This is a genomic window from Paenibacillus sp. TSA_86.1, from assembly GCF_052691815.1.
The window spans coordinates 47,601-71,004 of the sequence record NZ_JBQZGE010000011.1 but is presented as its reverse complement, the minus strand read 5'-3'; the positions used below and the strand labels follow the sequence as shown (position 1 = coordinate 71,004).

General features: G+C 43.7%; 22 protein-coding genes. All 22 read right to left on the bottom strand.

The window, feature by feature from the left end:
• Complete coding sequence (locus tag ACUTVW_RS19285) at positions 1-900, bottom strand: carbohydrate ABC transporter permease (RefSeq protein WP_445647263.1); 900 nt, start codon at positions 898-900, stop codon at positions 1-3.
• Positions 897-3,500, bottom strand: a complete 2,604-nt coding sequence (locus ACUTVW_RS19280) for a DUF5696 domain-containing protein (RefSeq protein ID WP_445647262.1) — start codon at positions 3,498-3,500, stop codon at positions 897-899. Before ACUTVW_RS19280 ends, ACUTVW_RS19285 begins: the two co-directional genes overlap by 4 nt.
• 22 nt (positions 3,501-3,522) lie before the next feature.
• Positions 3,523-4,146 (bottom strand): Yip1 family protein, encoded by a 624-nt coding sequence (locus ACUTVW_RS19275; protein ID WP_445647261.1) that lies wholly within the window; start codon positions 4,144-4,146, stop codon positions 3,523-3,525.
• The gene (locus tag ACUTVW_RS19270; protein WP_445647260.1) at positions 4,133-5,572 is read right to left on the bottom strand and encodes a gluconolactonase; all 1,440 of its coding nucleotides are present in this window, start codon (positions 5,570-5,572) and stop codon (positions 4,133-4,135) included. The genes ACUTVW_RS19275 and ACUTVW_RS19270 overlap by 14 nt, the downstream gene beginning before the upstream one ends.
• Before the next feature lie 15 nt (positions 5,573-5,587).
• Positions 5,588-6,451 carry a carbohydrate ABC transporter permease gene (locus tag ACUTVW_RS19265; RefSeq protein ID WP_445647259.1) on the bottom strand — a complete coding sequence of 288 codons (864 nt, stop codon included), beginning with the start codon at positions 6,449-6,451 and terminating at the stop codon, positions 5,588-5,590.
• A 3-nt stretch (positions 6,452-6,454) separates the two neighbouring features.
• A complete protein-coding gene (locus tag ACUTVW_RS19260; protein ID WP_445647347.1) occupies positions 6,455-7,360 on the bottom strand; it encodes a carbohydrate ABC transporter permease in 906 nt (301 codons plus the stop codon).
• A 72-nt stretch (positions 7,361-7,432) separates the two neighbouring features.
• Positions 7,433-10,306 carry an extracellular solute-binding protein gene (locus ACUTVW_RS19255; RefSeq protein ID WP_445647346.1) on the bottom strand — a complete coding sequence of 958 codons (2,874 nt, stop codon included), beginning with the start codon at positions 10,304-10,306 and terminating at the stop codon, positions 7,433-7,435.
• 175 nt (positions 10,307-10,481) lie between these two features.
• Positions 10,482-11,885: an ABC transporter substrate-binding protein gene (locus tag ACUTVW_RS19250; RefSeq protein WP_445647258.1), complete on the bottom strand. Its 1,404-nt coding sequence runs from the start codon at positions 11,883-11,885 to the stop codon at positions 10,482-10,484.
• 26 nt (positions 11,886-11,911) lie between these two features.
• Entirely contained in the window at positions 11,912-13,303 is a 1,392-nt protein-coding gene (locus ACUTVW_RS19245; protein WP_445647257.1) for an extracellular solute-binding protein, read from the bottom strand.
• Positions 13,304-13,723: 420 nt separating this feature from the next.
• Positions 13,724-14,659, bottom strand: a complete 936-nt coding sequence (locus ACUTVW_RS19240; RefSeq protein ID WP_445647256.1) for an acetamidase/formamidase family protein — start codon at positions 14,657-14,659, stop codon at positions 13,724-13,726.
• On the bottom strand, positions 14,656-15,144 hold the full coding sequence (locus ACUTVW_RS19235) for a DinB family protein (RefSeq protein WP_445647255.1): 489 nt from the start codon (positions 15,142-15,144) through the stop codon (positions 14,656-14,658). The genes ACUTVW_RS19240 and ACUTVW_RS19235 overlap by 4 nt, the downstream gene beginning before the upstream one ends.
• Before the next feature lie 101 nt (positions 15,145-15,245).
• Entirely contained in the window at positions 15,246-15,779 is a 534-nt protein-coding gene (locus ACUTVW_RS19230) for a hypothetical protein (protein WP_445647254.1), read from the bottom strand.
• 55 nt (positions 15,780-15,834) lie between these two features.
• Positions 15,835-16,428 (bottom strand): hypothetical protein, encoded by a 594-nt coding sequence (locus tag ACUTVW_RS19225; RefSeq protein WP_445647253.1) that lies wholly within the window; start codon positions 16,426-16,428, stop codon positions 15,835-15,837.
• Between the two features lie 118 nt (positions 16,429-16,546).
• Positions 16,547-17,065 (bottom strand): phosphotransferase-like protein, encoded by a 519-nt coding sequence (locus ACUTVW_RS19220; protein ID WP_445647252.1) that lies wholly within the window; start codon positions 17,063-17,065, stop codon positions 16,547-16,549.
• 52 nt (positions 17,066-17,117) lie between these two features.
• Positions 17,118-17,600 carry a DinB family protein gene (locus ACUTVW_RS19215; RefSeq protein WP_445647251.1) on the bottom strand — a complete coding sequence of 161 codons (483 nt, stop codon included), beginning with the start codon at positions 17,598-17,600 and terminating at the stop codon, positions 17,118-17,120.
• Positions 17,601-17,646: 46 nt separating this feature from the next.
• On the bottom strand, positions 17,647-17,940 hold the full coding sequence (locus tag ACUTVW_RS19210; RefSeq protein ID WP_445647250.1) for a hypothetical protein: 294 nt from the start codon (positions 17,938-17,940) through the stop codon (positions 17,647-17,649).
• A 75-nt stretch (positions 17,941-18,015) separates the two neighbouring features.
• A complete protein-coding gene (locus ACUTVW_RS19205; RefSeq protein ID WP_445647345.1) occupies positions 18,016-18,528 on the bottom strand; it encodes a helicase in 513 nt (170 codons plus the stop codon).
• 250 nt (positions 18,529-18,778) lie between these two features.
• Positions 18,779-19,384, bottom strand: a complete 606-nt coding sequence (locus ACUTVW_RS19200) for an oxidoreductase (protein WP_445647249.1) — start codon at positions 19,382-19,384, stop codon at positions 18,779-18,781.
• 191 nt (positions 19,385-19,575) lie between these two features.
• Positions 19,576-20,025, bottom strand: coding sequence for a hypothetical protein (locus ACUTVW_RS19195; protein ID WP_445647248.1), 450 nt, complete (start codon positions 20,023-20,025; stop codon positions 19,576-19,578).
• Between the two features lie 60 nt (positions 20,026-20,085).
• On the bottom strand, positions 20,086-20,961 hold the full coding sequence (locus ACUTVW_RS19190) for a hypothetical protein (RefSeq protein ID WP_445647247.1): 876 nt from the start codon (positions 20,959-20,961) through the stop codon (positions 20,086-20,088).
• A 388-nt stretch (positions 20,962-21,349) separates the two neighbouring features.
• Positions 21,350-21,940, bottom strand: a complete 591-nt coding sequence (locus ACUTVW_RS19185; RefSeq protein ID WP_445647246.1) for a hypothetical protein — start codon at positions 21,938-21,940, stop codon at positions 21,350-21,352.
• Between the two features lie 163 nt (positions 21,941-22,103).
• On the bottom strand, positions 22,104-22,985 hold the full coding sequence (locus tag ACUTVW_RS19180) for a GNAT family N-acetyltransferase (RefSeq protein WP_445647245.1): 882 nt from the start codon (positions 22,983-22,985) through the stop codon (positions 22,104-22,106).
• Between the last annotated feature and the right edge of the window lie 419 nt (positions 22,986-23,404).

Genomic DNA, 23,404 nt, shown 5'->3' with positions numbered 1-23,404 from the left:
CTAGTTTTGATAAAAGACCTTACGGGACACCAGGGCGGTCGTTACCCACAGGATCAGTGCGATAACGGCAAAGTACATCCACGACATCGCCGCACTGAGTCCAAAATTAAAGCTCTTGAAGGCCGTATCCACTACAAGCCGACTTGTCTGGTCACTAATGAAGCTGTCCACGATGGTATACACCAGGTTCGTGAGAATCAACGGGCTCAGCATAGGGAACGTAATTTTCCAAAAGGCTTCGTAGCCTGTAGATCCTTCAATTTTGGCCGCTTCATATAGCGATGGTGAGATCGACTGCAGACCCGCAAGGAAAATCAGAATCTGAACACCGGATTGACTGACAATCTCGTAAATTCGGCTGACCGCACCTGTCAGGTATTCAACAATAATAGGACTCATGCCAGATTCAAGCAGCATAATGGTCAGATCCAGATTTTTCATCACGGACAGTCCACCGCCCGTCATATCGTTCGCACTACGGACAACAGATTGCATCAAATCCCCGTTTTCGATACTCGCAATAATACCCGAAGCCAGAATAACCGGAAGAAAAAAGATCGCTCTCGCCAACACCCTTCCATGAAACTTCTGGTTCAGAATGACGGCAAAAAACAGGCTGAAAATAATAATTAACGGTGTGTTCACGGCAATATTGATCACAGATTCCGTCAACATCCTTACATAGGATTCATGAGAGAACAGCGCCTCACGAAAATTCGCCAAACCAATAAACTCCAGCGTAAATCCTTCATTAGACACCTGAAGATTGCTCAGACTGTATCGGAACGAAGAGATCAGCGGCACCATGAACAGCAGCAGGAAACCGATGAACCAGGGCAGGATGAAATACAAACCGTAATATCTGTTTTTTTGTTCCAGGGATAGTTTCTTAAGTTTCATTCCGGCATGTCACCTCCTACCTGGTAGCTCTTCGCTGCAACACGTATGCCGTTCAGTTCCACAGCAGCATCGTTGTAATTTACAATGACCGTTTTGCCTTTTTCAAAAGTGGTTTGATAAACACCTTTGCTCAGCTGCTCGTGTTTAACGATGGTTTGATTCTGTACATCCTGCAGGACGTTACTCAGTTCCTTATACCGCTCAGCGGATTCCTGAATCCAGCGCCGATAATCGGCTGAGTACAGCGCATCAAAGCTCGTCAGCTTGATCGCAGATGGATCTGCATAGAACCACGTGTAATACGGCGCTGATCCCGTTTCAATCGCCCGTAACATCTGCATATGGGAATCCTGGTCATCCGCCATATTCCAGGCCTTACCCGTATACTGCACGTAGCCATGATATACCAGTTGGAAAAAGGGTACTCCTTCATCGGTGATGTTAAACCCGCTGTTGCTCACAGGTGCATCCACGATATGTCTGGCATACGGACTTGCATAACTATTGCCGCCTTCCACGAGAAGCAATGCTTCCGAACTGCGCACCTGCTCAAGCTGCTGCATCATGACTTCTTTGGCCTGCTCTCGATTGATCACCTTAGCGCGGTTGAAATCCGAATTCAGCTGGTCACCCAGGTCGCGAAGCGAGAGCCCCGAAAGTCCCATCTCTTTGTAATCTTGCAAAAATCCGCTCACGATACCCGGCACCGCTTCAGGACTGATGACATACCCCGGAGGAACATCATCATCGCGTATAAAGGTGGAGATTCGGTACGGGAACAACTGCGCAAGTTTACCCGTAATTTGCCGTGAAGCATACGATTTTTTGAAACCCTTTGCTTCCGGGAACGACTCCAGGAATGATACGTCCGGGTATAATCCAAAACCATTCTGTTGTACATAAGCCTGCAGACTTTGCAAACCTTTAGCGCCTCCAAGCTTCTTGTCAACGTCGATGGACTTCGGCATGTCGTGTTGGATTCCTCCGCCAAACCATCCCGAGTACCGAAGCTGGATGTCCTTCACACCCAGGCTTTGCATCTCTTTTAAAATATCCTGTGCCTCTTCAAACGTCGTCAGCGGTTCGTAGGCATTGTACGGGATGCCGAGAAAGAACTTTTTCTTCGGAATGCCGCCGATCAGTTCGACGTAGAAAGGCAGTTCGGTATCCTCAGCCAGACGGGTGAGTTTCTTTTGTTGGATCAGATAATCCCGATAGGTAGAGGCCATGCCGGAATAACTCGCATTATCTGCATTCAGAAATTCATATACAACGGACATCTCGTTATGAAAAGGCTGCGCCTGAAACCGTTTGACTGTGCTGGAACGCCAGCCATTCGTAAGGGTAACCTCTTCCATACTGCTCAGCGTAAAGCTTGAATGTACGGTGTTGTACTGATTCAGTCTGCCGCTAACATCCGCCTCGACGGACGCAACTGCATCACCTTTATCAATCACAGCAAGATATCCTTTGTCTCCGTAACTCATGCCGAACACAGGCATTCTCGCCTTCTGTTCCTTCTGAATCTGGGAGAGCTGGTTCACGGCACGATCGCCCCCATACAGAGCGGTACTATAAGGGGATACCAACGTTTTTTTGTTATTAAAATAAATCAGTGATCCCGATCCGTCCGGCACCAGACTATATCCTTTATCCTTCGGCCCGCTGGCTCCAAAGAATGGCAGCAGGGACAAGGATTGAATCTTCATCGTCTCAGGATACTGGATTCCGTTCTCCGGAATCGATACGCGCAGACGTCCTTCCTCCAGCCGATAGTGGACAGGCACAACGACACTTGTGCTTCCGCTTTCCTCTTCACCGTAGGCCGCTTTATCAACCGCGATCTGTGCCTCATCATAACCAACGGACTCAAAGATCCGGGTGACTTTGGACAAACCTACACCTTTCAGAGAAGAGTCCCGTCTCTCAAAACGTTTGTTCTTCTCATCGTACTTAAAGCGTTTCTCGATCTCTTTCTGGTCTCTTTCTTTCAGCTTCGCGAGAATCAACGTGTTAAAGCGTTCCTCGCTAATATATTTAGGGATAGCTTCAATATCACTTTTGACTTCACCCAGCGTGTATACGATATTGAGGCCGTCCGCTACTTTTTCAACTTCAAACTGACCACTCTCTACACTGTGCGTAAAATTATCGTATTTGAGCGCATTGCCCGTATTATCGTAATACGTCAATTCAAACTGCACATTCAGCTGGGATTTGTTATAACCGGTCGCAATGGCATCTGCTTCACGATCCTGCGGGTTAGAAAACCACATGGCACCGTTCTGCTTATCCTTGACTGCAATTTCTGTCGTTTCCGGCTTAAGATATAGAATCAAGCCATCCTTCTCTGCAACAGCTTCCATCCCCTCAGGGACAGCTACGGCTTTATTATTCTCTTGATTTGCAGATGCAACCTTCGGTTCTGAGCTGGTCGCAGCGGATGGTTCTGTTCCCTCACTTTTGGCATCCGTCTCTTTTGAATTACCAGATGTGGTTACCACACGTTCAGATACCGACTCCGCATAGTTGACATTTTGAGCCATGAACAAGCTTGCAACGAGGATGAACGCCGCTAATGCAGTACGCTTTTTTCTCATATCAGGCACCTCCTTTCCTCTCCTATTCGCGCAGTGTGATCTCTTGAAAGAGGGTGTAACCAAAACTGATGATCTGCTGGATCAGACTAAAGAAAAGCAAACCCAGAAAGATTACAACGCCCATAACAACCAGGGTCAGCAGCATGGTCGTAATCGTTTTCATCACTGAATACTGATGTACCGTCTTGGTTCCGATAAAAAGCAGCCACACAAACCAGATGACACCGAACGAATCAAGCAAGTAATAAAAAGAAGATTCGCGCAGCGTAATCACATTACTCAGCAAAATATTGGGGATGTTGACCAGAATAAGCGGAAGCATCGCATACCCTGTGGCCATCATAATGTCTTTGAACTTGCCTTCCCCGTCCATCAGCGTAGTCAGCGACCAATTGGAGATACACCAGAGAAGAAAAGGGAGCACAATATACTTGAACTCATTAATACTGTTGAGCGAGAGTGGATAGTTGTTATTCACAACATATCCGGCAAACTGTCGCTTCAAGATCATTGTTACTGTCACGGCGAGCAGCACCAGCAATGCCACACGCAGCCTGCCTTTATTTTCATACTTCAAATCCCAGTATCCGTCAAAAGGGCGTACCGCTACATGCAGAGAGTATTTGAGCTCCTTAATTAGCGACATCTCTGACCCCCCTCTCATTCCTTGATCTGGCGACTCGGCGCCAGACGATGATGCTGATTAGCAATGCAATCGCCACCGTCATATAAATGCCGAAATATTCACGCATGTATTCTCTGCGATATTTCGCTAAAGCTTTGGAATAATATTCGCGGTCATTCCCCAGCTTCAGATTGGTCATGGCTTCCTTGTACTTTCCTTCTCTCAGCATCGATTTGCCGATACCGACATAAGCCATTTCATAGTTGGCATCCAGGCGCAGTACCTCCTGCCACAACTTTGCCGCCTCGGTATGTTTGCCGGAGCTGTACAACCGATTGGCCTCATTGACCAAGCTTCCAAAGGTTGTGGACTTGAATTCTGTAATCCGTCCGAGATCCCGATCCAGTACATAGATGGCGTCTCCGTGGCTTTCAATGGCCACCGGATTTTTGAATGTACCGATCTGATTGCCCAGCTGACCGATGACATAGAGCAGATTGCCATCCTCGTTATACGTGAACACCCGTCCTCTCGTTGAATCCAGTGCACGGTAGACACCGTTACTGGACACTTTGATATCACTGAAGGAGGATCGATTGATGCTCAAGTCGCCGACCGGTGCAAATTCTCCATTGACCCGAAGCACGTCTATGCCGGACGGATTCAATCTTTTGACCGCGGAGGCTGTGTTTTTGTCCGCTGTCGTTGTATAGATAAAACCGCCGTCATCGATATCTGCGTTGTTGAACTCCAGCGGGATAAAACGAATCATTTTTTCTCGTTGCTCCTTGGTGGATACGGTTTTCCAGAACAGATCAACCGGATCGAACTGCACGCGATTCGTGCCCATAAATCCTGTAAAACGTCCGTCACTATCAAACTCGATCAAGCCTTCGAAGACCCCGCGGCCAACCACATAGATCCGGCCTGCTTTGTCCACGATGACCTTTCGAGGAAAGTACTCAAACGTATCACTCAGCACATCCGACTCCGGCGCACCGACGGCACGCACAAACGTGCCGTCCTGATTCAACTCTACGATTCGTCTGTTTTCCGTATCCGCTACGTAGATTTGACCCGCCTCCGTCACGAAGAGACCTTCAGGATTGTTAAAATTGTCCTGTTTACCGTCATGCTTAAAACCCTTGATGACACGAAGCGTTTCCCATTTCTCGTTCAAGACAACGATCCGTCCATTCCCTGAATCCAGAACATAGAGCAAGCCATCTTTTGCAGCATATAAATCCAGCGGAGACTGCCACGCTCCTGTTCCGGCCTCTTCACCTGTGATGACTCTGGAGGGAAGAAATGCGATGGGTGACTTAACCGCATCCCCCCAGTAGTTATAGGTATATCCCTCATACGGTGCCGCATGAGCCTGGTTATGTCCGAGTCCGGCAATCAGCAGGGAAGCTGCCAGAACGATCAGCCATGATTTCACTCTCATCTCTAACACCCTCTCTTAATCCTTCATGCCGGATGAAGCCATCGTTTGAATGACATTGCTCTGCGATAATACAAACGTTACGATGGGTACTGTCATCATGATGACAGCAACGGCAGCGCCTACCCCTGCCCGAGCAATCCCCCCTTGTACAATCTGTCCCATAGCGTAATGCATGGTTTTGAGCTGCTCACTGTAGATGAAGCTGCCACCATCCGTTCCCCACAGCATCTGCATCATCAGGATGAGCAAGGTTAACCACGCCGGTTTAACAAGCGGCATAACCACCTGTAAGAAAATTCGATACTCGCTCGCACCGTCCATTTTAGCCGCCTCCAGCAATGCATCCGGGATCTGCTCCATAAACTGCTTCATCAGATACAAGCCGAGTGGATAAGCAAATGCCGGAATAATGATCGCTTGATACGAGTCAAGCCAGCCGAGTGTCGACATGATCATATAGTTCGGAATGGCCGTGACATGTGGCGAGAACATCAGTGACAAAACAATCACCGTGAACAAAATCTTATGTCCGCGAAACTTGTGTTTTGCCAGTGGATATGCCGCCGCAGAGGCCAGAATAATATGACCGAACGTGCCCGCCGCGGTAATAAATACGGTATTAAAAATATATCTGGAAAAGGGAACCCATGAATTTTTCATGACCTGAAACAGATCCGAGTAATTTTCGAGCGTTGGATTCCGAACAAACAAGGTTGGCGGGAAAATGAACAGCTCATCCAGCGGTTTAAACGCATTGTTGATCACATAGATGAGCGGAACCGCCATAAACGCACCAAACCCGCCAAGCACAAGGAACAGCAGGATATCGACCTGCCAAGATCTGTTGATTTTTCGTTTCATACGCAAGGCTATCTTCATCCGCTATTCCCCCACTCTCTTCAGAAGCTTTTGTACAAGCAGGTTGGAACCGAGCATCAGAGCGAATAGTACGGTTGCAATGGCAGACGCATAACCCATCTCGAAGCGGATTGTTCCATAATCCATCAAGTGAGTAACAATGGTATGTGCGCCATACTGTACACTCGGGAAACCGGCCAGCGCCGTAGCCACTTCGGCAACCGCCAGGGACGCGGTAATCTGAATGACCGCACCAAACATCAGCTGAGGACGCATCGAAGGCAGCGTAATGTACCACAGCTCCTGCCAGCGGTTCTGTACCCCATCAATTGCACCTGCTTCATAGAGCGTACGATCCACTGTCTGCAGACCCGCAATGAACGCCAGGAAACTGGTTCCCAAGCTAAGCCACAGCTGTACAAGCATGATGATTGCCAGCATATACTTCGGATCTTGAAGCCATAGGATTGGCTCATACAGTACTCCTATTTTCATTAAGAATCCGTTCATAATGCCGTACGAATCCCCGGAGAAAATAATTTGCCAAATAAAAAACACATTGCCCGAAATCGAAGGCGCAAAAAAGATCAGTGTCATAAAGGCTCTCACCTTGGGATTCAGCTCATTGATCAGCCATGCAAAAACAAAACAGGCGATGTAGCTGATTGGTCCGGTGACCACCGAGAAAATAATCGTATTTTTGAGACCGATCAAGAAAACATCATCATTCCAGAGCAGCTTGGAGTAGTTCTCCCAGCCGACCCATTGCGGAAACTCCAGCATATTGAAATTGGTAAAGCTGAAGAAGATGGAGATGATGACGGGAAACACAGTAAATAGTAAAAACAACAACATATACGGTGATAGCAGGACATACAGATGTTTATCCCGCTTCATATCTCTGACAAAGAGTTCCCATTTGCCCGGCATGCCGGCAGGCGTGCGCTTGGGCTGAGAACCGGTTTTAGTCACCATGTTTGCCTTTTGCAAAAGAGTCCCTCCCTAGCGCATTCCGTCCAATTTAAACTCTTTTCGTTTCTGCTGAATTTCATAGTTAATTTCCTGCACATAATCATAGATGGCATCCGTGGAATTCGTGCCGTTATTGACGACCTCACGCAATGCATTGTCCAGATGGCGGCCTGTAAAGTAACCTCCGGGAACCTCTGGAACCCCCTGCACCCACTCCCACTGTTCTTCCAAACTGCGGTAATCGCGAATTGGCCACGGTAACTCTTGTAATGCTTCAATGTTGGCGGTTGGGTAACGTGCAGCAGCTCCCATCAGGCCTTCCATTTCCCGTCCGAATCGAACTTGTGCATCCTTGCTAACCCACCATTTCATGAATTCCCATGCCGCATCCTTATGCTTCGATTGTTTGAGCATTACCGTTGCCGTACCGCCACTCGCCACATCCCGTTTGATGCTTCCATCCTTCTGCTTGAGGCCTGGAACCGGAACGAATTCCCATAATCCCTTGATCTCTGGAGCAGAGACGGACAGATAGTTGTAGAACGTGTAATCCATAATGCCAACCGGCATTTCTCCTGTTCTAAAACGCATCGGAAAATCAAAGGTGAGCGGAAGCTTATAACTGGTATAAAAATTCGTCCACTCTTTGAACGCCTCCAGCCCTGTCTCGGTATCCATACCACTCTTGGCACCATGGTCCAAATAAAATGAACCACCCATCTGATACAGCAACATCGCATAGGCCCGGTTCACTTCGAGTACCGGTACACCTGTCGTTTGAGCAAGCGGCAGTGCCATTTCCATATTGTGCTTCTGTAGCACCGGAATCATGGCATACACGTCTTCCCACGTTTGCGGCGGCTTCAGATCAAGCTGCTCCAAAATATCTTTTCGGTAAAATAACATGTTGAAGATTTGCTGCTCCGGCAGCGCAAATACTTCATCCTCAAATTGATAAGGAACCATTGCACTGTCTCTGAACTGTTTAATTAACTCGTGATAACCCGGATACGTGGACAGATCCTCTGCCGCGTGCCGCATCCCGAAGTTAACCGGCACATCATTGCCTACTTGCATAGCCACATCCGGGCCTTCCCCTGCAAGCGAGGCACGAAGCAGCACGTCCGCATTGACCAGCTTGAGATTTACACTTATGCCTGTTAGCGGCGTAAATGTGTCATCAATCATCGCTTTTAATACCTGCGCCTGGTCGCGGCCTGTACCAATCCAGACGGTAACGGATTGTTCTTCATCCGCTGTACTGCCAATCGTGTCATAATCTTCGAAGAAGGAATGGAAGAAAGACGACACCTCATGTCCGACTTTGCGGAAAGCCGAATCATTTGCTTTTGGCAACTTCTCATCAGGCGAAGCCAAGAGCAGATAATCAATCTCCAGCGGTTGCTCACGCACTTCCAAGAGCCAAGAACCGACACTACCGACGTTGATTTTGAATTGAGACAACCGTTTCTGAACAGTTTCCGGTTTATCGGCCAGATCGGCCAGTTGATATGCGGTTTTATTCAAAATCGCCGTTTTATCGCTTTTCTCTCCTGTTAGATGAATTAACTCTTCAGATACCGCATTCAAAATATCACCTTGCTCACGAAACACTTTCACCATGTCCGGAATCTGTTTCTCTAATTGATAATCACGATACGGGTCAGGTACATTACCTGTGATCATCAGAATTTTCCGATACATCGCATTGATCTCAAGCACACTGGCTTCAACCTGACGGATCAGAGGCGCGATGGCTCCCAGACTGACCTCCAGCTGCAAATCATGTTTTCCTTTGGTTAAATAAAATAAATAAGGCTCTTCTTCGCTCCCCAAGACGTTCATCTGCCAATCGGAATCATAGAAGAATGGAATCTGTGTCATCTCTTTGAATGGAATTTTGTTGTCAATCTGTAGCGAGCGGGTGGAGTATATGCCCCTCAGCAATTCCTGTCTGCCTTTGATCGCAATCTTATATAAGCCATCCTCCGGTACATCCATTTCCCATGCAATCCATTGCCCCGGCACACGCCAGTTGTTTCCGCCAATGGTGTTCATTCTGATTTTGGAAACATCATACGGCTCGGTCGATGTGCTCGATCGATCTGTAATGGGATACAATGTCGGTGATGACTTGGTTGCAGCCTGTTCCCCTTGAACTTTGATCAAATGTCCACTGGTTGCCGCGTATCCCTTCAATTCGTACTCCTGCTTCAGTTCGGCATAGGATGGCGGTTCTTCGTAATGATGCAGTTTGATCGAATCAATGACCATCGGCTCCCGTGTAGATACAAGCTTTATGGAGTGTTTCCCTGCTGAAAAATAAAACTGGTACGGCTCTTCATAATAGCCTTCTTTATCTCTCAGGATGGACTCCTGCCACATCGGTGCTTCAATCTGACGCGGACGCAAGTCATTGCCTCGGTTGTCCTGCTCGATTTCGGACTTCTCGTTGACCCAAACCCGATGAAAGCTCATATTACGTGCACTATTGAAAGGGAGTTCCCCATCAATCCATAATTCACGTTCAATGGCAGAGCTCTTTCCTTGAATCGGATAATAGCGCAAGGTCATGTGATACATCCCGGATTCCGGAACATCCACGTCCCATTGCACTGAACCACTTTCCTCTGTTCGTATGAACTTGCCCGTTTCGCCGCCGAGCTCCATGATCATCTCGGGTTTCATTCCTTCAGCAGCTGTGTAATCCGCTCCCTGAATGACAATTTCCCTGGAAGGCCTTTTTTCGTTCTGGAATTGCTGCAGATAATAATCATAGCTACCCTCAGCAGCAGACTCCGATATCGGCATCACACGGCTCGGATCTGATGTTCGATTTCCGGTTTTCGAATTGCCGCTTGCACCGGAACTGAATATCGCATACACCACGACGAGCATTACCATGACGACGACAATCGTCACTCGGGATAATGTGAATTTCACCCAATGCCCCTCCTTTAACTGACTCTCGTGAACCTAATCAGATGGACGGCCCCGCATACTGTTTTCCGGCTAACGGGAACAGACATGAGGCCGTCACTTCAATCATTTCAAATCGTTACAATCGCTATTCTCTACATTATTTTTTCTTGTTCTGCTCTCCGCTTAACACTTTTTTCACGGCTGCCTGCGCAGGTGCAATAACTTGTGCAACACCTGTAGAAGGTGTAACTTCACCTTTGACAAACTTCTCCGTTACGCTGTCCAGCTGCTCCTTGATGCCGAGACCGCCGAAGCGTCCACCAAACAAGCGCTGTACCTTACCATCATCATTCATTGCATTTGCAATCGATGTTTCATCCGGCAAAATATTCTCAAGGGAAAGCCGGCGGTTATCTTGCCAGTTATCAAAGTCTTGCAACTCTTCCCAGATCTTTACGATTACACCAGCATCCTTAACTCCCTTAGGAATCACGTAAGCTGCTGTCTGACCGAATGGTTCATGATATGTCTTCGCTTGAGGTCCCTTCGGCATATAGACATAACCCCACTCATCCTTAAGCTTATCTACGATCCGACCTTCAACCTCCCATAGTCCTCCCGGATACATTGCAATGGTACCTTCTCCGAAGTATTTGGCTGGATCTTCCCAGTCGTTTCCTCCGTTCGCTTTGATCACTTTATGCTCATTGTATAGGCTATGCAAGAAGTTAAGCGCTTCCATTGCTTCGGGCGAATTAAACGTTACTTTGCCTGTCTGCTCATCGTACAGTTTGCCGCCATTACTCGCGATCAGCATCTCCGAAAGCACGTAATGTGCACCAGCCAAGCCATATTGATCCATTTTACCGTCACCGTTGCGGTCAACCGTTAACTTTTTGGCCGCATCCAGCATCGTATTCCAGTTCCAGTTATCCTCGTCCATTAACTGCTGTGGGTCTTTTATGCCCGCTTCTTTAAAAATCCGTTTGTTATAGAACATGCCGCTTTCATTCGGTGTATACCAGCTTTCCAGGCCATACACCTTGTCTCCCCCAAAGCGCATCGAGTCAACAACATCTTTTTCCACCCGAGTGTCTTTGAGATAATCATCCAGCGGTGTCAGAAAACCGCCTTGCATAAGTCCCCAGATGAAACCATCGGGAATACGGACAATTTCCGCAAAAGGCTCGTTGGCGAGCACAGAAGAAGATAGTTTTTCAGAAGTAGACCAGTATTCGGTGTTCAGATACTTAATCTTCACGTTATACTTTTCTTCCACCATTTTGATCCGTTCACGTGCTAGTTCATCCGACTCCGAATCGCCTTTTGGTGTGGCATCCCACCAGTGTGATATTCGAATGACCCGTCCGTTCAGATCAGGAGCTGGCGCAGCCTCTTCCTTCACTTCTTCCTTGGCCGGTGTTGTATTAGTCTCTGTTTCAGCTGGTTTAGCAACAGGCTCGGCCGGTTTGTCAGAACCGCTGCATGCAGACAAAAGCGTGATCAATGCGGCAAATAAAACAAATAACATCACTTTGTTAGACATCATTTTTTTCAACATGGGCTGCCTCCCTCGAATAAATGAATTTACTTGCTTTTTTCGCCCTTCAATACTTTCTGGATTCCTGCCTGCGCAGGTCCAATGACCTGAGCAACACCTGTAGAAGGAGTTACTTCACCTTTCACAAACTTTTCAGTTACACTGCCAAGTGCTTCCTTGACACCTAAGCCACCAGCCCGTGCTCCGTATACCCGCTCAACCTGTCCGTTGTCATTCATGGCGTTAGCAATGGACGTTTCGTCTGGTAAAATGTTCTCCAGCCACAGACGGTGATTATCCTGCCAGTTGTCAAAGTCCTGAAGCTCTTCCCAGATTTTGACGATAACATCGGCGTCCTTTACACCCTTGGGAATAACAAAACTTTCGGTACTGTTGACTGTATCCAGATAGGTTTTGGCTTTGGGACCTTTAGGCATGTAAACATAACCCCAGTCGTCTTTTAACTTATCCAGAATACGCCCTTCTACTTCCCATAATCCGCCAGGGTACATCGCAATGTTGCCTTCTGCGAAAAATTTAGAAGGGTCTTCCCAGTCATTGCCCGCGTTAGCCTTCACGACTTTATGGTCGTTGTAGAGACTATACAAGAAGTTAAGCGCTTCCAAAGATTCAGGAGAATCAAACGCTGCCTTTTGCGTTGCCTCGTCATACATTTTACCGCCGTTGCTTCCGATCAGCGATTCATGAAGTACGTAGTACGCACCAGACAGACCATACTGATCCATCTTGCCATCACCGTTCTTATCCACAGTCAGCTTCTTGGCTGCATCCAGCATCGTATCCCAGTTCCACTTATCTTCCTCCATTAGCTGCTCCGGGTCTTTCAAACCAGCTTCCTTAAATATTCGTTTGTTGTAAAACATTCCGCTGTCATTCGGGGTATACCACCCTGTCAGACCATATACTTTATCACTGCCAAATCGCATGGAGTCGATAACATCCGGCTTGATCTGCGTATCTTTCAGGTAATCATCCAGTGGTGTAAGGAATCCGCCCTGCATTAACCCCCAGATATATCCGTCAGGCACACGCACAATCTCTGCAAAAGGTTCATTGGCCATCACCGATGAAGAAATTTTCTCGGACGTCGATCCGTAATCTGTATTTAAATAAGAAATTTTAACGTTGTATTTCTTCTCTACATTTTTGATCCGCTCACGAGCCCGTTCATCTGCTTCCGAGTCTCCTTTGGGAGCCGCATCCCACCAGTTCGATATTCGGACAGCTCTGCCTTTCAGATCCACGGCTGGCTCCTGTTTCTCCTGTGCAGGTTCAACCGCCGCTTCTTTGTTTTCGTTCGCAGGCGGCTGATTCGCTGTATCAGCTGGTGTACCTCCACCGCTGCAGCCAGCCATGATGGTTACGAGTAAGGTAAACATCACTAGTGGACTAAACCTTTTCCTTCGCACAAACTTCATCTTACACACGCTCCCCCTCAAAGTTAGATAAAGATGAATCAAGCTTGCAGAACGCTCGGATGACTTCCTCGAATGACTTAACTCACCACAAGGCTGCCATAGATGGGAACTTGAAAACCTGTGATCACCCCTTCAAACAGAAAGCGCTTACCAAGTTGTCCGGAGTTAATGAAACGGATTTCATGAAACCCATTTCATTATAGTATCAGGAAAAGCCTTGGGTCAATACATATTCTGTTATTATTTAGAATATTTTGATCGTCCCCATTTCATTCCGCACAATTTCAGGAAAATAAAACACTTAAAGGGGATAATTCACCACAACCCTCTAACGTCAATCTAAATACCACGTTGGAGGGTTTCGTATAAGATATTATATTACCGCTACTTCACATGCCAGATAAGTTACTTAACATTCCGTCACTTAAAAGCGTCATGGGGCAAAAATGCGTGCACACCTTTTACACCATTCACAATTTGCGTGATACGCAGATCAATCACCGCGCTTCCAAGCGCAATCGCTTCTACACGTTGTAGACCATACAGCTCAACCATCAGGTTTAACATACCGTCCAACGCTTGAACGGTTGCCTCATTCAGATCCTCATCGAACCCAAAGGTAATCCAGCCGGATGGCGTATGCGCACGAGGATTGGTCAATTGCATATCATCTCTCACATTCACTGTGATATCTACTAGCTCCATGGCACATTCAATCGCCTGACAGCTGACTTCCCCATCGCCTTGCCGTGCATGACCATCACCAACCGCAAGATAACCGCCGTCTACAGGAACAGGTAAATATAACTTACTCCCCTGAACCAGTTCCTTACAGTCGATGTTTCCTCCACAATAGCGGGGCGGCCATGTTGTATGAATTCCACCTGATTCTGGTGGCATGCCCACGACACCCATGAATGGATTTAAGGATACGCTGTAAGACTTGCCCCCCACCTCACAGGAGCCGCTCATCGTGTGCCGATCAAGTGTCCAGTTGAGAGACAGTTCTTCTACCTCTGTTAGATGTAACTTTTGGTTCTGCCAGTTTGGATATCCGCCAGCGGAAGTGAAGCCGTAACTCCCGGGTACGATCTCATTGAAAATAATCTCTAGTACCTTTCCTTGCTTTGCCTCTTCGATATAAACCGGACCGATTAAGGCGTGACCCCCATCTTTTTCACCTTGCCGTGGAAAAGGTTTGATCCGTTCCGTATAACTTTCTCCCGTGCCCCAGCCCGCATCCAGCGTCTGAAAACGAATGGAATCACCTGATTTTACGTTCAAAACAGGCGATACCTCATTGGTAAATGAACCAATCAGATGTTCCTGAGCTAATGTAATCGTATGCATACTCATAACAATTCCTCCCTGGCCAGATATTGTTTTAACGGCTCCATATGATGCTGGTCATGCCATATAAAATCTTTAAGGTACTGGGAAATATAAAATACATTGTCCTTGTTCTCTGGATCCACATATCGTTGATCAAGTTGTTCCTCCGATAACCCTCGGATATCATTCATAATTTTATGACGGTACGTGATCGCCTTATGTACGATTTCGGACGTCTCTGTGCGGCTCGCGTACTCCACAGCTTTTCGATTGAATTCATCAAAATCCAGATGTCTCAGCGTAATCTGCTGTTTCAAAGCAATCTTCTCAATTGCTTCCTTGTAAAAATACCGATCCCATAACATGATATGGCTCACGATTGATTTGATCGTCCACTTTCCTTTTTCCAAGCTGGAGTTCCAGACCTTTTCTTCGAGATGACTCAACGTTTTGACAAACAACGTCCATTCTTCAAAAGCCTGAAGCAATTGTTCCAATTCTTTGTTCATAATCTACGTCCCCCTTCTCTTTGTTGAATTGGTATAAAGATATGAATATCAGATTCTTCACTGGAATGATATAATATTTGATACACCTCTTTTTGGTGGAGTTAATCCTCAACCAACGTGTTCAATCCTTCTCTGATTTCGTACGTTAAATTCTCACTAGCTAACAAGCTCTTGATCAAATCACGATTCACATACGTATTGCTCGTTTGTAAATACTCCATAATCAAATCCGCTTTCTCGGGTCTGCCCATCATGTGATAAGCAACGTACCATACCTCGGGACTTGAAACGTTCATACCGTGCCATTTTACATTTGGAATAGGGCATAGAGGTAACTCCAGTCGTCTTCCATCTACATCAAAAGCGAATCCTCCAATGACATCCACGTCTAATGACTTAATCTCCAGTCGATATTCACTTGCAAAAGGTTTGTCGCCACTCTCTTTCTCGATCCAGTCATATGCAGCAATCGCTTCTATGAATTTGGATTTTGGGCAATCGACCATCACATCCCAATCATTCACGGAATCGACCAAGCCAAGAACATACAACATTGCACTTCCACCCAGTGAATAGGCAATATTATTCTCTTCTAAACGTTTGATTAATGGTACGATCTCTTGAGGATTCATCATGGTTTGCCCCACCTCTAGCGCTAGATTTAGTTCAGATCATTTGTATCTAATTACATTAGTATAAAATCTCAATCTGGTTGTATACGTTCACAGGCTCCTGATCAATCAACACATTTGCATCACTCCGCTCGGTAAGTAACATATTCAATAGGTTTAGTTCATAGTACCATTCGCCCGTATCCTGATAGATATGCCTTCCGTTATACAATACTCTCCCATATGCATTCGAAGTTAGTCCAAATGCCCGCTCTGTCAGGAGTTGATATCGTTTGTCATACCGAACCGGTTTTCCACATTCCGGAGAGTAGGTGAAGGTTACATCATACTCGGTAGATTTGGATTCGGGATCCTTATTATCAATCACAATACAGCCCAATTTGCAATTCTTTGCAGTAGGTTTCAGAATAACACTTTTATCTTGAATCTTCTTAAAACCTTCTTTATTCTGCAAAATAACTAGTCTGTGGTAAGGAAAACCATAGGACGTGTCGTAATTGAATAGCGTATCTGGTAAACGGAAGGCTTTCTCCATATGATTTCGTGCAGTGGCAAAAGGTGCCCCTCTCACTTCCTTCTCCCATCGCAACGTAACGTATTGAAGAAGTAATCTTTCTTGGTCCAAGTGCCGTGCATGCTTTTCTAATCGCATCTCGGTTTGCTACTCCCTCCTGCTGTCGAACTGAAATAGTCAAGAAGCTGGAACATCATGCTTACGACGCCCCAGCTTCTTTTTGTCATTCTCTTCGTTTCATATGATGGAAGAACCCTTATTCACTTTTAAATAACGTGTTGATAATCATCTCAGCACATTCTTCCGGAGCATGCAGGCTCGTATCCACCGAATATGTATATTGAATGTCGGAAGCCATGATTTGATGCTGCTCTTCCGATTGATCTTCTCTCCGATCACCACGCTCAATATTACGCTGACGACAGATTTCGAGAGGACAGTACAACTCCACAATCTCCAGTGGATATCCTTCAAAAATGCTTTTCACTTGTTCATAATGCGGCGCAAGCTCCGGCCTTTCAACCAGAATTCCATCGATTAGTACATGTTTGCCATGGTCTGAGAATACCTTTGCTGTGTGATACATCATGATGATCGCTTCGCTCAGGTACTTCCAGTAATCCGTCTGGAGATGCTTATCTCCGATTGTATTTTCAAATAAATCATTCGCCACAACATAGAAAAACGGATCATCATAAGATTGCATCGCCTCTACAATAGACGTTTTCCCCGAACTCGTTACCCCATTTAAAAATATAATTTTGCCTTTACTCATATATGTTATCTTCCTTTGCTAAAGTATTATTATCAAAATATTTTACAACGCACTACGTCTGTCTCATTGTTTTTTTGAGCAACATAATCTGACCAATATGATACGCATTATGAGTACATAGATTCGAAACAACTCTCCACCAAGGAGCATTAAAAAAAGAAGGAATGGATTGGATCAGTTTGTTTTCGTCACTTTCCTCAAGCGCTTTGTTCCAATCACGAAAGACCGATTCCAGCTTATGTAGGGTCTCCATCCACTGCAGATCATTGATTTCAGACGGATCAACAACAAAGGTAGCATCATTTTGGGCTGAATAATTCCCTTCTATATGTTCGGATATATATCTTTCCAGCCATTTCTGATTCCAAAAAATAAGGTGGTTTACGATCCCCCATATGGAGTGACCCTGTTCACTTTGTACATAAGCTGCCTCCTCAAGTGTGAGATCGACCAATATATCATGAAGCGGCGTAAACCAGCTCGGATCGTCGTAACACGCGTTTAACTGGTCTAAAAGGATGGACTTATAACTCATCGTTACACCTCAATTTTCATCTCAAAATATCCCTATCAAAAGCTTGTCACTTATATTTCTCTTCAAACTCTTCGTCCCTCTTTTTCATTTCGGTAATTGAAGACGAGAAAAACTGACGAATGAAGGTGATCGTTCCAATCAGGATGCAGATGCCTGCAACCCAGTAATTCAGCCCCAAGTTCATCTCATAGCTACCTGGACTATAACTTCCCGCTCCTGCAGCCTGAAATGCGGCATATCCCAGTTTGGGAATGACCTCTTCAATCGTTTTGGTAAGTGTCGCTATACTGATTCCTAAAATGATGAAAATGAACGAAAAAATCATGGGGATTGGCTTCAACTCGAACCATCTCCTTTCCCAATGAACCTCGGATTGTTTGAAGTCCTTCAACGATTTCAGGTTAAGCTAAGTCTTCTATTGAATACTCCCCGTTCTGCAAAAGATAAAACGGTCATCGGGATTCCACACATGCAGATTATCCGCAGTGTATCCCCGTAACCATAACTCGTCATTTATACGTCTGAGATAAAAACCTTTTGGAAAGTAATCATCTGCACTAAGCGGTTGAGATGCTATCGTAAGTGAACCCGATGGTGCTTGGTTTCCTTTGTCAGAGCTTGATGTATATATCTCTGGTTGATCCAAATGCTGAATTCTAAGAAAGGGACCCAAATCGACCGGACATAATTGCAAACCATGAGCGTCTGCTGCTTGAAAAAGTTGCAAGGTTGTAGCTCCATTCAAAAACCCCAGATTTTCAACGGATAACTCGACGGTTTCTAGACTCCTCTTTGGTTCAGAAACAATAAATTTCTCGTCATCAAATAGTTTATGTCCGTATTCATTCATTCGAATTGAACAATGCTGCAGTTTATGTTTAAGCTGCGCTTTGCTTAGTCCCCCAACTTCTACAACTCTTATTTCCATGGGACAATGAGGATAAATTCCTTCATGGTTAAGCACTCTTATTCCCCCTTTTGATGTTATGATTATAAATTCAATTCACATTCTGGGCGCTCTCCCACCATTTCTCTACCAAGCAACCAAATCATAACCAATATAACCCACAATGTTCCATTTGCGAAGTGTAATATTGAAAAAAAGAAGCACCCTTGTTCTAAGGCTGCTTCTCAAGATTGACACATATTCTCGTTGTATCAATCCATTCATTACGAGTTTACAAATTATACTTCATTTTCATTCTTTCATATAAGTCAGAATTCGGATGACGGCTAATTAACTCCGCAATTAACTCTTTCCATTTATCCTCAATCCACTTAGGGCTCTGATCTTTCAGAATATCCTCGTTAAATTGACTATCTATATACTCCAGATCCTTTTTGAGAATCCCTACATCATTGAGCAGTTGATTCCTCGAATCTTTATCAAGTGACAACTTATTGGATAGTCTATCCTCCGATAGATCTGTTCTTACATACTCATAAAAATCTCGGAAGACACTATGAATAAGATTAGTTGATGCTGATCCATGTTCCTCAAAATCCGAAGCTAGAAAGATAAATGCTTCTTCGCCCACTTTTAACGATACTATCAGATTCCCTAATGTGAAGATGACGGTTTCTTTGGGAGAATTATTCTCCAAGCTTTTTATGACATAATCCAGAGTTTCAATGGATTGTTTTATACCAATCTGAAGACCATGGTTTAATTTTAAATTATAGTCTGTCTGCTGAAGTTCCTTATACCCTTTCAATTGATAATTGAAAAACAAACTTATGATCAGTCCAACCGTTAATAAGATGATTACGATATTTTTCTTCATTTTCTCTCCTCTATATATGTGTAATTTATCCGGGTGATACTGCAAGTAAAACCCTCGTTTGTCTTCTTTCCCCCCTCCTAATTCCATCTATAATTAATATAACCCAACTTGTTCCATATACGAACTCTAAAAATAATAAAAAGGCAGTCCATGGACTGCTCCTATTAATTAAACTCAGCTACGATCCACTACTATTTTTCATTTATTTCATACCAGATGTTATAACCCTCAATATTCATATCTGAGTAATCACTAGCATCAGATGTTTTGAAATACCTCGCGTAATAGGAATGTTCAATGGTTTCTGTATTCTCATCCGTATTAAGATTGAGGTAAATTTTGGATATTTCCAATCCCCATTTAATGCTGCGAGCAATTTCATTCATGTTATCAACTGTTGTAAATTTTTTGATTTCCGTAAGAATCGAATCCAGTTCTTTTTTACTTGGTTCCTGGCTCATGTCTACTCTGTAAGTCAGGTTTGGACGGGTAAATGTAAATTGGACTTTTTCGATTGACGGAGAAAGTTTCTTCAATTCTTTTGTTAATTCTTTAGTTGAATCGGTATGAATCTTATGAGTAGTACTACAACCTGTTAAAAGTAAGACGACGCCTATAAAAACAACAATTAGTTTATTCATTATAAGCTCCAATGATTGAGTATTTGTATATGTTGCTCTGAGCAGCGCAGCTTCCAATATCTATAACATATCCTTCTCATATTTCCTTGCTACTTCCGTAAGTGACCTATCCCATGTTGTAGAGATCATTCCAAATGACTGTGAATTGACCCCTTCAATCAAAGGAGAATAGAACACGATTACGTCAATTTCTTGATTAGCAACATTTAAGCCCTTAGCTTTGAAAAATCTTGCTGAATAATTATTCTCCAATGATTCCGTGGAGTGTTGCTCTTCATTTGTATTCTCGCTCACTTCAATGGATACTTGGAAATACTCTTCAAAATCGATCCGATCCTTCATTAACTTCCATCTGAATAAAGTAATATCCTGACCATAAGGTCTTAAAAAAGCATGACAACCCGTGCCATCCGCATGAAATTCTAATTGTGTATCTTCAAATGCATCATAAAAAAATGCCTCAGATGACCAAGTTCCCATAAGCTCATTTACATGAAAAAACGGCACTGGCTCCGTCATATGCTCCTCTAATCTTTCAATTGCCTTTCTATATTTCTCTAATCGATTGTAATCATGCTCGGTGGGATTTTTTATCCGGGATATATTCATATTTTCTTTAATATCAGCGATCTTCACATTTCTTGCGATTGGATTCATTAATGTCTTTTCAATAAATTGTTCGTACGTATCCTCTTTCGATCTTGTTAATAAACAGATTGCATGTAAAATTTCTTCCGAAAATCCGAATTCTCGTAACTCTTCAATCGTGACGTCTGTGTCTTCTATCACATCATGAAGAACAGCCACAATCTTCTCTTCCATGGTTTCAATCCTGTTCATAACAGCTAACGGATGTAAAATATACCGTTGCCCGCCTTTATCAAGCTGTCCTTTATGAGCCTGCAGCGCAATCGATATAGCTAATTCGATATTCATTAATATCAGCCCCTTATATAAAATTATACTCAGCTATATAGATCATTTAAACCAATAATTTTACTCGCCTTATTTTCATAATTTTGAATATGCAGACCGCTACGGAAATAAAACCGAACAAACCGTCGAACCCTAGCAGCCTGTATTGAAAGTAGCCATTGCATTGATTAGGATATTGCCATAACAGAAATGAAGCGTAGCGTACATAATATAGAATTTATATAAGAAAGTTGATAAACGAGAACAAGACAAAAAGGACAAACAAAGTTGCTTGCCCATTGATTCAGTGAGACACGCTCGAACGCATTTCGGGTATCCGGCATATGCGAGACACAGAGCTTATCCTCGCAGCATAACTATCATGCAATCCAATGTTTTTCTTTCTTGTTCATCTTTTTAATTCTAAATAATTCAGGTTGTACTCTTCTCCCGAGAAATTCAATGTTCCAGAAAAACCGCTGAATTCCCATTCGTCATTCTCATTAGGTTTGAAAATATATTCTCTGTTCCAGGACTTTAATTTTTCATCATCACCTACATACTCTTCTTTGATTTTCAACTTCGTTTCATTGAAAAATTCGTTATCAAATGTACTCTTATCAACAACCGCTTTTGTTATCTTTATCCCTTCATGGAAGACAGTCGGGTATAATATATTTTTATTAATGGATATATCTGCATTGGGCTCAGCATCCATATTATTGATAAATAATATAGATAAAATATCCTGTGCGCGGCTTCCAAACTCTGTAGTAAAAGATTTCTCGATTTCTTCATACTCCATTTTGGATACATTATCTCTCAATGCTAAGTCGACAATCATTTCTTCTTTCGTTTTCACCATTTCCATAGCAGTCTTTATATCGAAATCAGTCGTTTCCTCTTTTATCAGTTTGGGTTGTTGTGATTGTTGTGAAGATTGGCAACCGGCCAACAGCAAAATAACTGCAATACATATAAATAAATTCATTTTTTTCATAAATCAGCTTTTCTCCTTGGCTAAACTTTTTTGTTGTTAGAGCCAGTTCAATTCTTCGTTATTGTCATGAGCAACAGTGGTCTGACCGTCGATCTCAGCATCATCCGGGCAAGTGAGACCCAGAGTCAGCATGCACAACTATCACTTCATGATGATCAAAATATCAGATGTTATGCCAATAGAAAGTATAATGTGAATGCTGTTGAAATCCTAATGACTTATAGAAATCACTATCAGAAATAACATATGCTTTTTCAGCACCTAAAGAACGGCTTCTTTTTAAAGCTTCCAGAACTACTGTTTTACCAAGCCCCTTATGACGATACTCCGGAATTGTACATACAGGTTCAACATAAACATAATCCGTTTTCGGACTATACCATAAGCCACAGTACGCAACATATTCCCCATTTTCATTTTCAGCAATAACATGTAGAAATGTATTCAAATGGGTTGCGGATATCATTTCTTTTTGCTTACTCATCGTAGTTTCATCAACGGGTACAGGCCCTTCATTATCAAATGCCTTCCATAACATATGATGAAGTTTATATAAGTCATTTTTTATATCGATGTTTTTTATGGTTATGCCTTCAGGAATGCTACCTTCAAGGCTAACTTTCTCTAGTGCGAGCTCAAGTATATTTTCTGTCTGATCATGCTTCACAAAATGATGACTACGCAATAAATCTAAAATATGAGTATCTTTATCATTCACCGCAATCCCAAGACCATTTTGATTACTAAACGTAGCAATAACATATTCTAATATATCTTTTTCTAACTCTCTAAATTCCTCTTTAGTGGCAAAAAAAGCTTCACCGAAATAATGATCATACGTTGCTATAGCTACTAACTCATCATCAAGATACCATAATCCAATTTTATCTTTTAAGTCACGATCAAACTCAGGATGAAAAAACATCCATTCCCACCTTGCCCAATTCCAATTGATATGTTTACGATCCTCTTTTGATAATTCAATCAAAAAATCACAAACTTGTTTATAACACGAATCGTCGAAATTTCTAAAAACAATTTTCATTTTAATCCCCCCATATTATGTAGATCCTCTGTCTATTTTTTAAAACATTGATTGTTGAAAGACTCGACTTTTTCTATTAATTCAAATGATATTGGATGGTTTCCACATAACTTACAAACCAATGGATATGAATCGGTTTCAATTAGAACTAGCGTTTCCTGATCTACCAATATTACTTCAGAGTAATAGCATTTATTTGAATATCCCTTTATGTAACTTTCAGTTATATTACATTCAAGCAAGACCTTATAACTTCTTTCATCATTCAAACTAAGCAGTTCCTTTCATATAACGTTCCCTTATTTACGACTCAGGGCGTACGCCCACAGCGTAAATATTATGTTATCTGATTTAAGATGCTCCCTTGAATACGCCATTCTGGATATTTTTCGTCGTAATCCCAAAATAACTCTTCAAAA

What these genes read in the sequence shown, in the direction of transcription:
- ACUTVW_RS19185 (WP_445647246.1), bottom strand. Translation starts at nt 21,940, where the DNA reads ATGAAAAAAATGAATTTATTTATATGTATTGCAGTTATTTTGCTGTTG.
- ACUTVW_RS19215 (WP_445647251.1), bottom strand. Translation starts at nt 17,600, where the DNA reads ATGAGTTATAAGTCCATCCTTTTAGACCAGTTAAACGCGTGTTACGAC.
- ACUTVW_RS19285 (WP_445647263.1), bottom strand. Translation starts at nt 900, where the DNA reads ATGAAACTTAAGAAACTATCCCTGGAACAAAAAAACAGATATTACGGT.
- ACUTVW_RS19260 (WP_445647347.1), bottom strand. Translation starts at nt 7,360, where the DNA reads ATGCCGGGCAAATGGGAACTCTTTGTCAGAGATATGAAGCGGGATAAA.
- ACUTVW_RS19220 (WP_445647252.1), bottom strand. Translation starts at nt 17,065, where the DNA reads ATGAGTAAAGGCAAAATTATATTTTTAAATGGGGTAACGAGTTCGGGG.
- ACUTVW_RS19235 (WP_445647255.1), bottom strand. Translation starts at nt 15,144, where the DNA reads ATGAACAAAGAATTGGAACAATTGCTTCAGGCTTTTGAAGAATGGACG.
- ACUTVW_RS19265 (WP_445647259.1), bottom strand. Translation starts at nt 6,451, where the DNA reads ATGAAGATAGCCTTGCGTATGAAACGAAAAATCAACAGATCTTGGCAG.
- ACUTVW_RS19245 (WP_445647257.1), bottom strand. Translation starts at nt 13,303, where the DNA reads ATGAAGTTTGTGCGAAGGAAAAGGTTTAGTCCACTAGTGATGTTTACC.
- ACUTVW_RS19270 (WP_445647260.1), bottom strand. Translation starts at nt 5,572, where the DNA reads ATGAGAGTGAAATCATGGCTGATCGTTCTGGCAGCTTCCCTGCTGATT.
- ACUTVW_RS19180 (WP_445647245.1), bottom strand. Translation starts at nt 22,985, where the DNA reads ATGAAAATTGTTTTTAGAAATTTCGACGATTCGTGTTATAAACAAGTT.
- ACUTVW_RS19200 (WP_445647249.1), bottom strand. Translation starts at nt 19,384, where the DNA reads ATGAAGAAAAATATCGTAATCATCTTATTAACGGTTGGACTGATCATA.
- ACUTVW_RS19230 (WP_445647254.1), bottom strand. Translation starts at nt 15,779, where the DNA reads ATGATGAATCCTCAAGAGATCGTACCATTAATCAAACGTTTAGAAGAG.
- ACUTVW_RS19240 (WP_445647256.1), bottom strand. Translation starts at nt 14,659, where the DNA reads ATGAGTATGCATACGATTACATTAGCTCAGGAACATCTGATTGGTTCA.
- ACUTVW_RS19205 (WP_445647345.1), bottom strand. Translation starts at nt 18,528, where the DNA reads ATGGAAATAAGAGTTGTAGAAGTTGGGGGACTAAGCAAAGCGCAGCTT.
- ACUTVW_RS19195 (WP_445647248.1), bottom strand. Translation starts at nt 20,025, where the DNA reads ATGAATAAACTAATTGTTGTTTTTATAGGCGTCGTCTTACTTTTAACA.
- ACUTVW_RS19280 (WP_445647262.1), bottom strand. Translation starts at nt 3,500, where the DNA reads ATGAGAAAAAAGCGTACTGCATTAGCGGCGTTCATCCTCGTTGCAAGC.
- ACUTVW_RS19250 (WP_445647258.1), bottom strand. Translation starts at nt 11,885, where the DNA reads ATGTTGAAAAAAATGATGTCTAACAAAGTGATGTTATTTGTTTTATTT.
- ACUTVW_RS19255 (WP_445647346.1), bottom strand. Translation starts at nt 10,306, where the DNA reads ATGGTAATGCTCGTCGTGGTGTATGCGATATTCAGTTCCGGTGCAAGC.
- ACUTVW_RS19275 (WP_445647261.1), bottom strand. Translation starts at nt 4,146, where the DNA reads ATGTCGCTAATTAAGGAGCTCAAATACTCTCTGCATGTAGCGGTACGC.
- ACUTVW_RS19190 (WP_445647247.1), bottom strand. Translation starts at nt 20,961, where the DNA reads ATGAATATCGAATTAGCTATATCGATTGCGCTGCAGGCTCATAAAGGA.
- ACUTVW_RS19225 (WP_445647253.1), bottom strand. Translation starts at nt 16,428, where the DNA reads ATGCGATTAGAAAAGCATGCACGGCACTTGGACCAAGAAAGATTACTT.